The organism is Gilliamella sp. B2889 (genome assembly GCF_026536885.1).
GTDB lineage: Bacteria > Pseudomonadota > Gammaproteobacteria > Enterobacterales > Orbaceae > Gilliamella > Gilliamella apicola_E.
In genome coordinates, this window is the sequence record NZ_JAFNNF010000008.1 from 45,839 (window position 1) to 61,773 (window position 15,935).

15 protein-coding genes are annotated in these 15,935 nt (G+C 34.6%); 6 read left to right on the top strand and 9 right to left on the bottom strand.

The window, feature by feature from the left end:
- Nucleotides 1–18: 18 nt before the first annotated feature.
- Together rluA and dsbB are read right to left on the bottom strand one after the other, a co-directional pair.
- On the bottom strand, nt 19–675 hold the full coding sequence (gene rluA / locus J3U09_RS10525) for a bifunctional tRNA pseudouridine(32) synthase/23S rRNA pseudouridine(746) synthase RluA (RefSeq protein WP_065562015.1): 657 nt from the start codon (nt 673–675) through the stop codon (nt 19–21).
- Between the two features lie 75 nt (nt 676–750).
- Nucleotides 751–1,284, bottom strand: a complete 534-nt coding sequence (dsbB, locus tag J3U09_RS10530; protein WP_065735035.1) for a disulfide bond formation protein DsbB — start codon at nt 1,282–1,284, stop codon at nt 751–753.
- A 144-nt stretch (nt 1,285–1,428) separates the two neighbouring features.
- Between dsbB and rluC the strand changes: the two genes are divergently transcribed.
- Complete coding sequence (gene rluC, locus J3U09_RS10535) at nt 1,429–2,403, top strand: 23S rRNA pseudouridine(955/2504/2580) synthase RluC (protein WP_267358162.1); 975 nt, start codon at nt 1,429–1,431, stop codon at nt 2,401–2,403.
- A 26-nt stretch (nt 2,404–2,429) separates the two neighbouring features.
- On the top strand, nt 2,430–3,089 hold the full coding sequence (locus J3U09_RS10540; protein ID WP_220225580.1) for a histidine phosphatase family protein: 660 nt from the start codon (nt 2,430–2,432) through the stop codon (nt 3,087–3,089).
- A 61-nt stretch (nt 3,090–3,150) separates the two neighbouring features.
- Here the strand turns inward: J3U09_RS10540 and J3U09_RS10545 are convergent, their stop codons facing one another.
- The 3 genes from J3U09_RS10545 to proS form a co-directional block, all read right to left on the bottom strand.
- Nucleotides 3,151–4,605, bottom strand: coding sequence for a M48 family metalloprotease (locus J3U09_RS10545; RefSeq protein WP_065562019.1), 1,455 nt, complete (start codon nt 4,603–4,605; stop codon nt 3,151–3,153).
- Nucleotides 4,606–4,739: 134 nt separating this feature from the next.
- Complete coding sequence (locus tag J3U09_RS10550; protein ID WP_065735038.1) at nt 4,740–5,291, bottom strand: tyrosine-protein phosphatase; 552 nt, start codon at nt 5,289–5,291, stop codon at nt 4,740–4,742.
- A gap of 33 nt (nt 5,292–5,324) precedes the next feature.
- Nucleotides 5,325–7,040 carry a proline--tRNA ligase gene (proS, locus tag J3U09_RS10555; RefSeq protein ID WP_267358163.1) on the bottom strand — a complete coding sequence of 572 codons (1,716 nt, stop codon included), beginning with the start codon at nt 7,038–7,040 and terminating at the stop codon, nt 5,325–5,327.
- A gap of 171 nt (nt 7,041–7,211) precedes the next feature.
- Between proS and J3U09_RS10560 the strand changes: the two genes are divergently transcribed.
- Nucleotides 7,212–7,592, top strand: coding sequence for a hypothetical protein (locus tag J3U09_RS10560; RefSeq protein WP_220225583.1), 381 nt, complete (start codon nt 7,212–7,214; stop codon nt 7,590–7,592).
- Nucleotides 7,593–7,829: 237 nt separating this feature from the next.
- A complete protein-coding gene (locus J3U09_RS10565) occupies nt 7,830–9,188 on the top strand; it encodes an L-serine ammonia-lyase (protein WP_220225584.1) in 1,359 nt (452 codons plus the stop codon).
- A 254-nt stretch (nt 9,189–9,442) separates the two neighbouring features.
- Here the strand turns inward: J3U09_RS10565 and mpl are convergent, their stop codons facing one another.
- The 4 genes from mpl to xerD all read right to left on the bottom strand — a co-directional run bounded on the left by mpl (nt 9,443) and on the right by xerD (nt 14,396).
- A complete protein-coding gene (gene mpl / locus J3U09_RS10570; protein ID WP_220225585.1) occupies nt 9,443–10,825 on the bottom strand; it encodes a UDP-N-acetylmuramate:L-alanyl-gamma-D-glutamyl-meso-diaminopimelate ligase in 1,383 nt (460 codons plus the stop codon).
- 121 nt (nt 10,826–10,946) lie between these two features.
- Complete coding sequence (gene recJ / locus J3U09_RS10575) at nt 10,947–12,677, bottom strand: single-stranded-DNA-specific exonuclease RecJ (protein ID WP_220225586.1); 1,731 nt, start codon at nt 12,675–12,677, stop codon at nt 10,947–10,949.
- Between the two features lie 73 nt (nt 12,678–12,750).
- On the bottom strand, nt 12,751–13,455 hold the full coding sequence (dsbC, locus tag J3U09_RS10580) for a bifunctional protein-disulfide isomerase/oxidoreductase DsbC (protein WP_267358164.1): 705 nt from the start codon (nt 13,453–13,455) through the stop codon (nt 12,751–12,753).
- Between the two features lie 26 nt (nt 13,456–13,481).
- Nucleotides 13,482–14,396 carry a site-specific tyrosine recombinase XerD gene (gene xerD / locus J3U09_RS10585; RefSeq protein ID WP_065562027.1) on the bottom strand — a complete coding sequence of 305 codons (915 nt, stop codon included), beginning with the start codon at nt 14,394–14,396 and terminating at the stop codon, nt 13,482–13,484.
- A 146-nt stretch (nt 14,397–14,542) separates the two neighbouring features.
- Here xerD and J3U09_RS10590 point away from each other — a divergent pair, with 146 nt between their 5' ends.
- Nucleotides 14,543–15,169, top strand: a complete 627-nt coding sequence (locus tag J3U09_RS10590) for a Pr6Pr family membrane protein (protein WP_267332345.1) — start codon at nt 14,543–14,545, stop codon at nt 15,167–15,169.
- Nucleotides 15,166–15,816: a glutaredoxin 2 gene (gene grxB, locus J3U09_RS10595; RefSeq protein WP_267358165.1), complete on the top strand. Its 651-nt coding sequence runs from the start codon at nt 15,166–15,168 to the stop codon at nt 15,814–15,816. Before J3U09_RS10590 ends, grxB begins: the two co-directional genes overlap by 4 nt.
- Nucleotides 15,817–15,935 lie beyond the last annotated feature (119 nt).

Below are 15,935 nucleotides of genomic sequence, written 5' to 3' on the forward strand. Positions count from 1 at the left end.
TAGATGTACGCTTAAATTTTAAAAATCAGGCTCACAACGGAATGTCAGAGTTTCACCGGTTTTAGGATGATTTATTGTTAGATGTTGAGCATGTAACAATAACCTTTTTGACATTGAAAATGCTTCAGGATGAGCATAAAATTTATCGCCTAAAATAGGATGCCCTATAGCTTGCATATGCACTCTTAATTGATGAGAGCGCCCTGTAAATGGAAACAATGCCACCCGAGTTGTATTATCATTATTGCGTGAAATAACTTGATAATGTGTTAATGCATATTTGCCATTTTCATGATCTACCATCTGTCTTGGGCGATTAGGCCAATCACAAATTAATGGGAGTTCGACTTGGCCTGCGTCATCCTTAAGGTGACCGTGGACCACAGCAATATATGTTTTTTTAGGTATACGCTCTCTAAACTGCTTTTTAATTTCTCTATCTGCTAATTTAGATAAAGCAGCAACCATAATGCCACTCGTAGCCATATCTAGACGATGGACTGATTCAACATAACTATATTTTTGTTGTAAACGATGAATAATACTATCTATAAATTGTGGTTTATTTCCTGATACCGACAAAATACCAGGTTGTTTGTTAACCACAACAATATGATCATCTTGATATAAAATAGTTAACCAAGGATCAATGGGGGGATGATATTCCAAAAGCATTTAGTGTGATAATTTGTCAAATTAAATTGTCACACATTCTAACAAACTCGGTAAAAAGTGCCAGTTGAAATAAACTTATTTACTCCAGATTGACTTTTTATTAGCTGAAAACAATTGGCAAAATAGTATAATTAAACTAACAAAAAGATAGCAAGCAAAAATGATTATCATCCATTGCGACATTTCAATAGTTAAGAACGACCAAATTTTTTCTGAACAAGAACCATAAGCATTAAACATGCTTGGTAACCATTCATTTAATGGTAACCAAGAAGGGAATTGGACATTAATTGCACAGGTATCACTTAAATCCGGTTCGAACTGCAAATGGGCATGAAAAGTTGCTAATTCAAACCCCTTAAAAGCGCTAAATAGCCAGATTAATATGCCAGCTAGTCTAAATATTAATTTTTTGGGGTTGATAAGTCCAACGATGCTGCCAAACATAATACCGTAAATTGCACAGCGCTGATAAATACATAAAGTACAAGGAGCTAGGCCTAAACCATGTTGAAAATAGAGAGCGGTCAATTCAAAAATAGCGGTGGAAAGAAACAATAAAAACCAAGCAAATCTTCCTCGAGAGTATTGGTTGAGTAAATACAACATACTATTTTATTCCTCCATATTCCGCTATAATCATTTTATATTAAGGTTATTAAAATTAACCAATCTTATTCTTTTTACCATTAGTGTAGTTTATTTTTAAGTAATGTAAAACGACTTTTATTAAGGGTGGATTAATCTTTTCTTATGGACTCAAACGTTCAACAAACAAAATTACAAGTCTCATTTGTCACAATCACTGAAGAAAATGTGACACAACGAATTGACAACTTTTTAATAACATACCTTAAGGGTGTGCCTAAAAGTATGATTTATCGCATACTTAGAAAAGGGGAAGTGCGTGTCAACAAAAAGCGGATTAAGCCAGAATATAAATTAGCTGTTGGTGATGAAGTTCGAATTCCACCTATTCGTGTTTCAGAAAAAACAGTTCCTGAAATTTCAAAAAAACTGAATAAAGTTGCTGATTTAGAAAAATCAATTATTTATGAAGATGATGTGATTCTTGCGATTAATAAACCATCTGGCATTGCCGTACATGGTGGAAGTGGCTTAAGTTTTGGCGTTATTGAAGGATTAAGAGCATTAAGACCTGAAGCCAAATTTTTAGAATTAGTACATCGTATCGATCGTGAAACATCTGGTGTTTTACTTATTGCTAAGAAACGTTCTGCACTAAAAGCATTACATCAACAACTTCGTTTAAAACAGATGCAAAAAAATTATTTAGCTTTAGTGAAAGGTAATTGGCCTTCTGAATGTAAAGTTGTACAAGCACCACTATTAAAAAATGTACTCAAAAGTGGTGAACGCGTGGTTAAGGTAAATGCAGAAGGTAAGCCATCTGAAACACGATTCAAAGTGGAAGAACGCTTTGGTTTTGCAACATTAATAAAAGCTAGCCCCGTAACCGGACGAACGCATCAAATTCGTGTACACACTCAATATGTTAATCATCCAATAGCATTTGATGATCGTTACGGAGATAGCCAATTTGATGAATTATTAGCTAAAAGCAAACTTAATCGATTATTTTTACATGCAGCTAATGTGAAATTTATTCATCCAAAAACTTTACAAGAGATGCAATTACATGCCCCGATGGATAATATATTGCAAAACTGTTTAATCCAGATTAGAAATGATAAATATCAACAATGATTTAAATGAGAAGGTAATCAACAATAATGAAAGATCTTAATTTATATTTAATTAGACATGGTCAAACCGAATGGAATATTAAAGATCAAATGCAAGGATCGAAAAATTCGCCTTTGACAGAAAATGGTGTTTTAGGCGCTCAAATCACAGGAAAGCATCTGAAAAATATACCTTTTATACAAGCCTACTCAAGCCCACAACAACGGGCTAAAGAAACTCGAGATTATATCATTCATGAAAATGACAATGTCATTCCGACTTTTGAACTTGATAATCTAAGAGAAATGGATTTTGGTCTTTGGGAAGGCAAACATGTTCCTTCATTAAAAAAAGAAATACCTGAATTCACGACTTATTTAACCGATCCTGAAAACTTTGACTCATCTATTAACCAAGGTGAAAACTACCTTGATATACTTTCTCGTATGAAAGAAGCTTTAAATGTTATCGTAAAAAATGCACCGCAAGATGAAGGTAATATTTTAGTTGTATCACATGGTACGGTTTTAAGAATATTACTTTGTGTTTTAAATGGTGGAGATTGGCGTAGACATCGTGATGAAGATTATTTCCCACGAGTGTTAAATACCAGTATAAGTGTAGTTAACTATAAGCAAACTGATGATAAGCCTGAAGGGGAATTTTCAGTTAAGTTTTATAATAATGTCGATCATTTAAACAATTAATTACCGTTAATTTTGTCATGTATACTCGGCTAATTAAGTTATTAGCCGAGTAATATTCAGACTACCTTCTGCTATAAGCAGCGTAACGTTTTTGTAATTGTTTTAATTGATTAATTCTTGCGTCAATTTTTGAAATTAATGTTTGATTACCTTTAGCTTGAGCTCTAGCATTGGTTAATAATTGAATTGCTTCTGGGAAACGTCCTTCAAGCGCGATTGATTCTGCCCTTGCACTCATTTCTTGAGCTCTCGATTTTATTCCCCCATAAGCGGTAACCAGTAAATCCCAACCATTAGTATCATCATTGTGATCAAATGTATAACGATGCAATAAACTCACCGCTTGCTGATATTGGCCATCTTTTATATAAGCATTAGCAAGATTTAATTGTAATACAGCATTATCCGGTGATCGTTTTAAGGCAGATTGTAAACGAGCTATGGCTTCTTTATTATTATTACTTTCTAAATTGATATCTGTCATTAAATCAATGTACCAAATATTATCTGGATCATTATCTAATAACGGTTGCAATTGAATTTTTGCTTGAACAAGATTTTTACTTTTGTAATTACTTAATGCGACGGCATAGGTTAGCGCCTTTTTACCTTGATCGGTATTCAATTTGCGATAATTATCAAGTAATAGTTTAGCGGTATTATTATTTCCCATAAGTATTGCTATTCGGGCCTTAGCTAAATAATAACTTAATGAGGAAGGTACATTTTTTTTAGAATATTGCAAAGAGCGATTGCGCATATCCGATAAACGGCTATTCGGTAATGGGTGAGTCATTAAAATTTCAGGCGGTTTACTACTGAAGCGACTTTGATCAGCCAGTTTTTGTAAAAATTCAGAAGATGCATGAGGATCAAATCCGGCTTTTGCTATGGTTCTAAGCCCAACCCTATCGGCTTCTTGTTCATTTGATTGAGTAAAACTAATCATGCTCTGTGTCGAACTTGCCATGGTGGTTGTCATTGCCGCCATACCCGCTTCTGGATTAGCTAATGTTAATAGTAATGAACCTAAGGCTCCTCCCCAAACATAAGGACTATTTTTATTTTGAGCCTCCATAGCGCGAGCTAAATGGCGTTGAGTAACATGCCCAATTTCGTGAGCCATAACCGAAGCTAATTGGCTTTCATTATCAGTATCCATAATTATTCTTGAATGAATGACAACATTACCGCCAAAAAAAGCAAAGGCATTGAGCACATTACTTTTCATTATATAAAAATGGAAAGGGGTTTGAACTGATTCAGATTTAGAAACTAATTTTTTCCCTAAATTATTAATATACTGATTTAAGACAGGGTCATTGGCTATAGGAGCACTGCCTCGTAACAATCGCACATAATAATCACCCATCTCTTTTTCTTGCCCGATGCTTAATGTGGTTGCAGCTGCGGTTCCCATCTCAGGTAGTGTTATATTATCTGCTGCATAAACAATAGGTGTATTTTGTAAGAATAGTGATGTTGATAGTACCAATGCGATTGCTTTTTTTAACATATTTATGACTCATAAAAAAATTTGATTATGAAACATTTTAGCTTAAAAAAAAGACAATATCACTTTGAATTTTTTATCAAATTGAGCTATTTATTTGATAAAGACTATTTAGTTTATTAAATTAAATAATGAAATTATTCAAATACAGCATGGCGAATATATTCTACATCAACGTTTTCAATGTATTTTCGTATGTTAGGATAAACATTGTAGTGATGACCAAATTCAGTTTGCATTAACTCATTAATTGCTTGAGATTTAGTCCAATTCTCAAAAACCAAACGGTACATAGCAATAGTGACGCCGGTACGATCACTGCCTTGCCAACAATGGATTAATATCGGTTTAGGAGAGGTATGAATCGCTTTCATTACTTGGATCATTTTCTCATCAGTAATATCACCTGCCCGCATTCGAATCCAAACTTCTGATATCTGTGCATTTTCGACTAACTCTCGATCGCTGTGAAATAGCCGTAAATTTATAATGGTTTTAAAGCCAAGTTTATCAAGCTGCGCTATCTGCTCTACACTGGGTTGCTCAGAGCGATAGACATCATTAGAAACTTGATAAAAATTATCGGGGAGATGTAAAGAATTGATATTAGATTGGCAACCACTAATGATAAAGCACAAGTAACACAATAAGAAAATATTAGTTATTTTGGATATTTTATTACAGGCCATTTGTGCTCCAATATTAAAATCTAATTCTTAAATTTATTGTTGACGTTTTTTAATAAATTCAACGATATCATCAACTTTAATTAATTCTTTATCGCCACCCGCACGATGTTTGTATTCCACTTCACCATTATCAAGGTTACGTTCACCAATAACGATAGTATGAGGAATACCAATAAGTTCGGCATCTGCAAACATAACACCAGGACGCTCTTTACGATCATCAAATAATACTTCAATACCCAGAGCTTGGAGATCGGCATAAAGTTTTTCAGCAGTGGCTTGTACTTTTTCTGATTTATGCATATTCATTGGAATAATGACAACACTAAATGGTGCAATCGCTTCTGGCCAAATAATCCCTCGATCGTCATGGCATTGTTCAATTGCAGCTGCAACAATTCGGCTAACCCCAATTCCATAACAGCCCATGATCATCACATGGTTTTGTCCATCTTCACCTTGGACAGTTGCTTTCATTGCTTCTGAATACTTAGTACCAAGTTGGAAAATATGCCCAACTTCAATACCACGTTTAATTTGTAATGTCCCTTTACCATCTGGGCTAATATCGCCTTCAACCACATTACGAATATCTTCAATGCGAGGTAAAGCGACATCTCTTTCCCAATTGATATTGAAATAATGTTTATGATCAATGTTGGCGCCAGCACTAAAATCACTCATTACTGCCACATCACGGTCAATGATGATTGGCATATTAAGGTTTACTGGTCCTAAAGAGCCAGGTCCTGCATTCACTACCACGCGAATTTCTTCTTCAGTTGCAAATTCAAGCGGTGATGCCACAATATCAATTTTTTCCGCTTTGATTTCGTTCAACGTATGATCACCACGGACTAATAAAGCTACAAGTTGGTGCCCACTCTCTTTAGTCGCCTTAACCATGAGTGTTTTAACTGTTTTTTCAATCGGTAAATTGAATTGTGCAACTAATTCATCAATTGTTTTGGCATCAGGTGTATCAACCAGTTCTATTGCCTTAGTTGGTCCTGATCGGCTTTGCGTTGGTGCTAATGCTTGTGCCATCTCAATATTAGCAGCGTAGTCAGATTCAGTTGAAAAGACAATATCATCTTCACCACTATCGGCTAATACTTGGAACTCATGCGACCAGTTGCCACCAATAGAACCCGTATCAGCACGCACTGCTCTAAAATTTAAGCCTGCACGAGTAAATACCGCACTGTAAGCCTTATACATATCATCATAGGTTTCTTGTAAAGATTCTTGTGAAGTATGAAACGAATAAGCATCTTTCATAATAAATTCACGCGAACGCATTACCCCAAATCGTGGGCGGACTTCGTCGCGGAATTTGGTTTGAATTTGATAAACATTAAGCGGTAATTGTTTATAGGAACTGACTTCATTACGAAGTAAGTCAGTGATCACTTCCTCATGGGTTGGGCCTAATACAAAATCACGGTCACCACGGTCTTTAATACGTAATAGCTCTGGACCATATTGTTCCCAACGACCACTCTCTTGCCAAATATCAGCAGGCTGTACAACAGGCATTAATACTTCAATTGCACCGGCTTTATTCATCTCTTCCCGAACAATATTTTCAACTTTTTTAAGTACACGATAGCCAGTGGGTAGCCAAGTATATAGTCCAGCGGCAACTTTACGGATCATGCCGGCACGTAACATTAATTGATGGCTTATCACTTCAGCATCAGCGGGTGTCTCTTTTAATGTAGATAGAAGATATTTACTGGTTCGCATAAATTTATCCTGAAAAAAATAATGTACTAATGAATATACTAAAATGTGAGCTAGTTTAGCAGTACCTAACGTAACACTAAAGTAATTTTATTGGTTATTGTTGTTATGATTAAAAATATAGAGTAAATTTAGATAATTATAAGATTAGAAAAATAATAAGGTTGAATATTTTTGAAATTTTTATCTCGTATTGCTCTTATTCTGTTTTGCATGGTTCTATTTTACTATCCATTCAAAATTACCAAATATTATTTAATGGATATGAGTTATGATGAAATTTCAAATGTCGGTTGGCACTTTGATACTTGCAAAACTAAAGATGATGCTTTAGTAAGCAGTAATGATTGCCCGTGTGGTGGATTAATCGAACCGGATGATGGTTTTTACATTAACAACGAAGGATACATGTTCTTGGATAATGAACTCTATGGTAAGGTGACTTTGATAGAAAAACCAAGCTATTTTCAAACGGAGCTTTATACAGGGGGAACATTAAAAATTGAACATATAGATACGGGGTTAATTTGTTACTTCGACTCTGTTATGGATTAAAATTACGGGTATTATAAAATTGTTACTATGATTCTATATAATCACTTTGATATGTTTTTAAACCAAAATTAGGTGTCAAAAACCCCGCTCCTCAACTTTTTTTTAATTTATTTAAGGATAAAAATTTAATCTCAATTATTAGCTTGATTAGCTAATACTTATCACCATAATATAGCATTATATAAGTCATTTTTTATTCATAACTACGTGCATGTCAAAGATTATAAAAGGGATAAAATGGGTTCAGTTTTTGAGATATTTAAAATTGGTATAGGTCCTTCTAGTTCACATACAGTTGGTCCAATGCGAGCGGGTAAGGCGTTTATTGATCAACTGATTGATAATGGGCAAATGCCATTAGTGACAAAAATTGTGGCAGATGTTTATGGTTCTTTATCACTGACCGGCAAGGGGCATCATACTGATGTTGCAATTATTCTTGGATTATCTGGCGAAAAGCCTGATACCGTTAATATTGACCAAATTCCCCATTTTATTCAAACCATGAACCAATGTGGTAAATTACCGATATATAATGGTAAATACCAAATTGATTTTTCAAACGAAAGCATTATTTTTCATTCAACTTTTTTACCATTACATGAAAATGGTATGACGTTAAGCGCTTATCATGATAATGAACTCATCGTCCAGAAAACCTATTATTCAGTGGGTGGAGGAAAAATTGTTGAAGAGGAGCAGTTTGGACAACAACAGCAGAATTCTGTTGATGTGCCTTATCCTTTTTCAACAGCAGCGCAATTATTGAAGCATTGTGATGATAATTCGTTGTCGGTATCGAGTATTGTGTTAAAAAATGAGTTACAACTGCATAGTTATGATGATGTTGTAAATTATTTTTCTTTAGTTGGACAAACAATGCTTAATTGTATTAAACGCGGCATGAATACTGAAGGATTATTACCTGGTGCGCTTAAGGTTCCTCGTCGAGCAAATGCACTTTATCGCCAATTATTGACTAGCAAAAATAATAATGATCCAATGATTATTATTGATTGGATAAATATGTTTGCGTTAGCAGTCAGTGAAGAAAATGCCGCAGGGGGAAGGGTAGTGACGGCTCCTACCAATGGCGCTTGCGGCATAATACCAGCCGTTCTTGCCTATTATGATAAGTTTATCGATCCGGTCTCGCCCGATATTTTTATTCGCTATTTTTTAACTTGTGGAGCCATTGGTTTACTTTATCAAAAAAATGCATCTATTTCAGGTGCTGAAGTTGGTTGTCAGGGTGAGGTCGGTGTTGCTTGTTCAATGGCGGCTGCTGGTCTGGCTGAATTGTTGGGGGGTAATCCTCAGCAAGTTTGTATGGCAGCCGAAATTGGTATGGAACATAATTTAGGTTTAACCTGTGATCCTGTTGATGGTCAAGTACAAGTTCCTTGTATTGAACGTAATGCGATTGCTGCAGTTAAAGCAATTAATGCGACACGCATGGCATTAAGGCGCACTACTGCAGCTATCGTTTCGCTTGATAAGGTGATTGAAACTATGTACGAAACCGGAAAGGATATGAATGCAAAATACCGAGAGACTTCACGTGGTGGGTTAGCAATTACTGTTCACTGTAGTTAATAATGAAGAGTTAATTATGTGAGCTTTTTGCTGTACAATGTAAGTAATCACTCACCGAAGTTACTTTAGTGAGTGATAAATGTTAAGTTATAAGTCTTACCATAATCACTGTTAAAACATTACCACTATTACTCGATGCCACTATTATCTGATTATAAATAAGAGTGGCATATTTAAGTATTACAACAATCTTTTTTGCATCTTTTAATATGCAGATGCATTTAGGAAAATTAATTATTTAGTGCGATTAATCGTTATGCATCTAATTGTTTTCTTAATTGTTGTTTTTTTAAGCTTTCTAAAATCTTGTTATGAATTCCACTAAAACCACCATTACTCATAATCAAAATGGCATCGGTTGGTTTGGCTGATTTTGTTATCATTTCAACTAATAAGTCAATATCAGCTGTCCAATAAGCCGGTTGGATACAGGCATCGACTACATCAGCAACTAACCAAGGTAGTTGTTCTGGTTGGAACATATATATTTCATCAGCGCGACCTAATGATGGAGCGAGTTCATCTTTTGAAATCCCTAACTTCATTGTGTTAGAACGAGGCTCTAATACTGCTAAAATTCGTCGATTTGCACCAATTTTGCTGCGTAATGCTTCTAATGTTGCTAAAATTGCCGTTGGATGATGAGCAAAATCATCATAAATTTCAATGTTATTGACCTCACCATATAGCTCCAAGCGTCTTTTAGCATTTAAAAATGAACCTAACGCTAAACAAGCATCTGCTGGATCTATACCAACATTGTGTGCAGCGGCAATTGCCATTAAGGCATTATGCATATTGTGTTCACCAACTAAAGAATAGTTAACTGTACCCATCTTTTTGTTGTTGTAATAAACATCAAACTGGCTGGCATCATTAGCAATCTTTTTCGCTAACCAACCGTCTTCAGATTCGGTAAAAGATTGTTTACTCCAACAACCTTTTGCTAATACTTGTTTTAAATTGACATCTTCTTGAGGAGAAATTATCAATCCTTTACTTGGTACTAAACGAACTAGATGATGGAACTGTTTTTGGATAGAACTAAGATCATCAAAAATATCTGCATGATCAAATTCCAAATTATTCATAATCAGTGTTTTGGGACAATAATGCATAAATTTAGAGCGTTTATCGAAAAATGAACAGTCATACTCATCCGCTTCAATAACAAAAAAGTTACCTTCACCTAATCTTGCTGATACTTCAAAATTACCCGGAACACCACCAATAACAAAACCCTGTTTATAGCCTTGTTTTTCTAAAATCCAGTTAACCATTCCAGCCGTTGTTGTTTTGCCGTGTGTACCTGCCACAGCAATAACCCAACGGTCTTTTAGTACATTATCATGTAACCATTGTGGTGCAGAGACGTAAGGAATGTTATTGTCCAAAATGTATTCAACACAAGGATTTCCTCTTGATAGAGCATTGCCAATGATAACTAGATCAGGAGTTGGTGTTAATTGTGATGGATCGTCTCCTTCAATAATATCAATATGCTCTTTTTGTAACAGCGTACTCATTGGTGGGTAAACATTTTTATCTGATCCTGTTACTTTGTGACCTAATGAACGAGCTATTAATGCAATACCGCCCATAAATGTGCCACAAATCCCAAGAATATGAATATGCATTTTTTGTCCTTAATGTTGTATAAAATGTACTAATGATAAAACTATTGTATTGCTAATTTTATTTTTATGATTAACTGATCTGATTTTACAGAATCTAGTAATTATAGTCGATCTTAATCGCTTATGCGATAGGCCAAATATGTCTTATCATTAATTTTAGGGTTTGATTTCCTCGAAACTCATTTACATCTAAGTGATAAACAATTTTTGCTTCTTTTATCGTTTGGTCTGGCCACTTTGTTAAATTAACATTAAAACAGATCCCTTCAATTATTGGTCCCCCATTTTTGGGTTCTAATACTAATTTAAGGTGTTTTTCAGCAAATATGCGTTGCTGATGAATAATAAATTCGCCATCAAATGTAGGTTCGATAAATCCTTCACCCCATGGACCAGAGTCTTTTAGTAGTTTTGCAATTGAATAATTAAAATCTTCGTTATTTATCTCGCCATCGGTTTCAATCGTTTGTTCAAGTACCTTCAAATCAAGTTGCTCAGTTATCACTGTTTCTAAAAGATCCCTAAATTTATCTAAATCTTTTTCTTGAATACTTAATCCAGCAGCCATGGCATGACCACCAAAGCTAACCAAAATATCTGGATATCTTTGATTCAATTCATAGAGTACATTTTGTAAGTGAATACCATCTATTGATCTTCCAGAACCTTTCAATAATCCATCTTCTGTCGAAGCGAAACATATCACAGGACGATAATATTTGTCTTTCAATCGTGCTGAGACTATACCAATAACACCTTGATGCCACTCAGGATGATGTACCACTATTGAATTAGGTAAAGAAGGTTTATGTATCTGTTCAACGTGGGATAAAGCTTCTTGATACATCGTTTGCTCAATTAATTTTCGATCACTATTAAGCGTATCAAGATCGGCTGCTTGATTGACTGCACTATCATAGTCTTCACATAGCAATAATTCTACGCTCAGAGACATATTATCCATTCGTCCAGCAGCATTTAGTCTCGGGGCTATATAATAAGCAAGATCTGTTGAGGTGAACGTAAGGGGATCTCGTCTGGAAATATTTAATAATGCTTTAATTCCTTCACAACAATAGCCTGCTCGGATACGGCTAACACCTTGATGGACTAGTATTCGGTTATTTAGGTCGAGTTTTACCACATCGGCAATAGTGCCAAGGGCAACTAAGTCTAATAAGCTAGCAATATTAAATTCTTCTAACTTATGTGTGGTGAACCAGTTTTCCTTGCGTAATTTTGACCGTAATGCCAACATAAAATAAAAAGCTACACCAACACCTGCTAAATGTTTTGAAGGAAAAGTGCAATTTGGTAAATTAGGATTGATAATTGCATCCGCAGGAGGTAGTTTTTCTGGACATAAGTGGTGATCGGTAATAATGACGGTTAAATTCGACTGTTTTGCAAATTCGACCGCCTCAACAGCAGAAACACCGTTATCAACAGTAATAATAAGATCCGCTTTTTGTAAAATTGCTTTCTTTACGACGTTAATACTTAAGCCATATCCATCATCAAAACGATTTGGAATAATATAATCGACAAATTGACACCCCATTTTTTTTAACGCTTTTACCGTTAATGCGGTACTGGTTGCGCCATCGGTATCAAAGTCTCCAACAATCATTATTCGCTCATTGTTTTTCATTGCAGAATAAAGAATGTCAACAGCTTTATTGGTACCATCTAGATTGTCGTAGTTACATAGATTACGAGTGGTATAGTCTAGTTCTTGCATAGACGTTATTCCGCGCAATGCATATACTCGCTGCAACAATAACGGAATGTCATTTGATAATTCTGGTAGCGTTTCGGGTAACTTACGATGTATTAATTTATCTGCTTTCATATGATGAATGTTAGCGCGTATGCGCTAACAATTTTTTGTATTCTATAATTTAAAGATTATAAATTATACAGTACTAGTTTTTAGATTTCTTTTTTAAAATTTCGATTAATTTATCAGCCGGAACGTAACCAGAGACAAGTTGTCCATCAGGTAATACTATTGCTGGTGTTCCACTAATACCGAGTTTTTTACCAACGTTAAATTGTTGTGTTACATAAGGGATCATGCTATTAGCAGGTGAAATTTTATTACCTTTATATGCATTTTCAAAAGCGGCTTTGCGATCAACTACACTCCAAATGGATTGCATATTTTTACCTACTTCACTATCTGCTCCTGCTCGTGGAAAAGCAAAATAGTGAACTGAGATGCCTGCATTTAAATATTGCTCAATATTTTCGTGTAATAATTTACAGTAGTGGCATGTGTAATCGGTAAAAACTGAGATAATATATTGTTCATTTGGAGCTTGATAAACAATGGCATCTTTTTCAATTGATTTCATTAATTTTAAGTTATTGCTGTTGGCAATATTTACTGGTTCACTGCCTTCAAGATTATAGATTGGCCCTTGAGTTAAGAATTTACCATCATCAGTGACATAAAAGATACCATCTGGTGTGGTAACACTTTTTAGCCCTTGTATTGGATTATTTTCGATTGTAATTTCTTTGCTAGAAAAACCTAACTTTTCCATTGTTTTTGTAATATCGGCGTTAGAGGCTAATACTGAAGTTGAGATCAATGCTAAACCTAAACTGATTACTAATTTTTTCATTCAATTATCCTTAGTTTATTGAACCGCTATGCGCGAGGATGATGTTTGCTGTGCAACTGTTTTAATCTTTCTGTTGCAACATGTGTATAAATCTGTGTAGTTGATAAACTACTATGCCCAAGTAACATTTGTACAACACGCAAATCGGCACCATGATTAAGTAAATGCGTTGCAAAAGCGTGTCTAAGTACATGAGGCGAAAGGGCTTCTATATTAATGCCCGTTAGTATGGCATAATATTTTATCCTATGCCAGAAAGTCTGTCGTGTCATTTTTTTACCCAATCGACTTGGAAAAAGAACATCAACAGGACCATTTTTTAAAAGATCGTTGCGCGCATATTTGAAATAGTATTCAAGCCAATAAATAGCCTCTTCTCCCAAAGGAACTAAACGCTCTTTATTTCCTTTACCAACGACTCTAACTACTCCTTGTCTAAGGCTTACATCGCTAATCTCCAGATTGACTAACTCCGAAACGCGTAGCCCTGTTGCATAAAGCACTTCTAACATCGCTTTATCTCGCAATTCTATTGGATCATCAATACTTGGTGATTCAAGAAGAGCATCAACCTGTAATTCTGTTAGATCTTTGGGTAACTTTTTGGGTAATTTGGGTGATGATAATATAGCTGATGGATCATCCGTACGATAATTTTCTTGATATAAATATTGAAAAAAACGTTTAGTCGCACTAAGTAAACGAGCTGAACTACTTGCTTTATAACCATCTTTAACGCGTTGCAATAAAAATTCCTGCAAATTAATTGATTGCGCAGTGATGAAATTAACTTGTTGTGATTGCAGTGATTGGCTTAAAGCAAACAGGTCGAGTTTATAAGATTCGATAGTATTTTCAGAAAGATTTCGTTCCAACCAAATTGAGTCTAAAAATTGTTCAATTAATATTTTATTTTGTGATGATATCTCTTTATCAGACATTAAAAGCCAACTCTTTTTTCGACGATTTTTCCTATTATATACTAACTGCTAATAACTATTCACTTTAGTTTATGTTGGAAGAATCTTTTGTATCTTTTCTTTAGCCTACGATATACTGCATTATCAGTTATTTTTTATAATAAGTTATGCTGAAACGAAATATTAATCTTTTTATTGTGCTATATGCTTTTTTGGTAATAGGTCTTGAAACTTATATTTATTGGCATACACGACTTCGGCCTTGGCAACCAGGAACACCTATCGGGAGAATGGTTTTTTATTACAGTTTTTTTACCGTGTTGTCTAATCTCATGTTGGCATTTAGCTGTTTGTGGTTAGCCTTTAATCCAAACTGTAATCGATATTTATTTAAAGTGATTCGATTAAATGGTTTAGTTGGAGTAATTATAACGGCTATTGTCTATAATCTAATATTAAGAAGTATTCATAAACCACCGAGTACATTATTACAATTTACTAATGAGAGTTTACATGTCGTTTTACCTATTGCTGGCGTATTAAGTTGGTTAATATGGGGGCCATTTCGACGCATTCATTTCAAGATTATCGTTGGCTCGTTTTTGTCAATGCTAATTTATGGTATTTATATCTTCACAAGAGGTTATTTTACTAATCAATATCCCTATCCTTTTATTAATGTAGTGAAGGTTGGTTACGCTAAAGCGCTTTATTCCTCTGGATTGGTTTTTGTGCTGTTTTTAGTCTTGGCTTTTTTATTATGGGGCATTGATTGTTTTAGGAGACGAATATGAAATTATTTATTTATGAACACTGTCCTTTTTGTGTCCGCGCAAGAATGATTTTTGGCTTGAAAAATATTCCTGTTGAGCAGCATGTTTTTCTAAGTAATGATGCTAAATCACCAGAAAGCATGATTGGCGAAAAAATGGTGCCCATCTTACAAAAAGAAGATGGTAGCTATATGCCAGAAAGTTTGGATATTGTTGCTTATATCGATAGCAATTATGGCGGTAGCCCTATTTTAACAGGACCTAAAAATCCAAAAATTGAGGCATTGATAAAACAACTTCAACAATATGACTATAAGTTAGAGTGTCCGCGTTATATCAAACTTGGTTTAGCTGAATTTGCTACTCAAGATGCTATTGATAATTTTGTCACAAATAAGAGTAAAAAGATGGGATCGTTTGATGAATGCTTTGCTCAGACTGATTCGTTAATCGCTAAGGTTGCTGATTTATTCACTCAACTTGAATCTTTAATTACTTCACCTAATGCATGTAATGGCTTATTATCTTGGGATGATATTTGTTTGTTTCCAGTATTACGCAATTTAACATGTGTTAAAGGACTTAAATTTCCGACTAAAATCAGAGAATATTTAGAATCTATGTCTAAAAAAAGTAAAGTAAATTTATTTTTTGATAAAGCTATCTAATTGGAGATATTTGCAGGAGTATCAAAAAGTAATCAGCTAATTAATTGCTAATTATAAGAGTACAAGTAGGAAGAAAACTTGTACTCTTTTTTGTATTAAATCTTCGTTATAAATTTTAA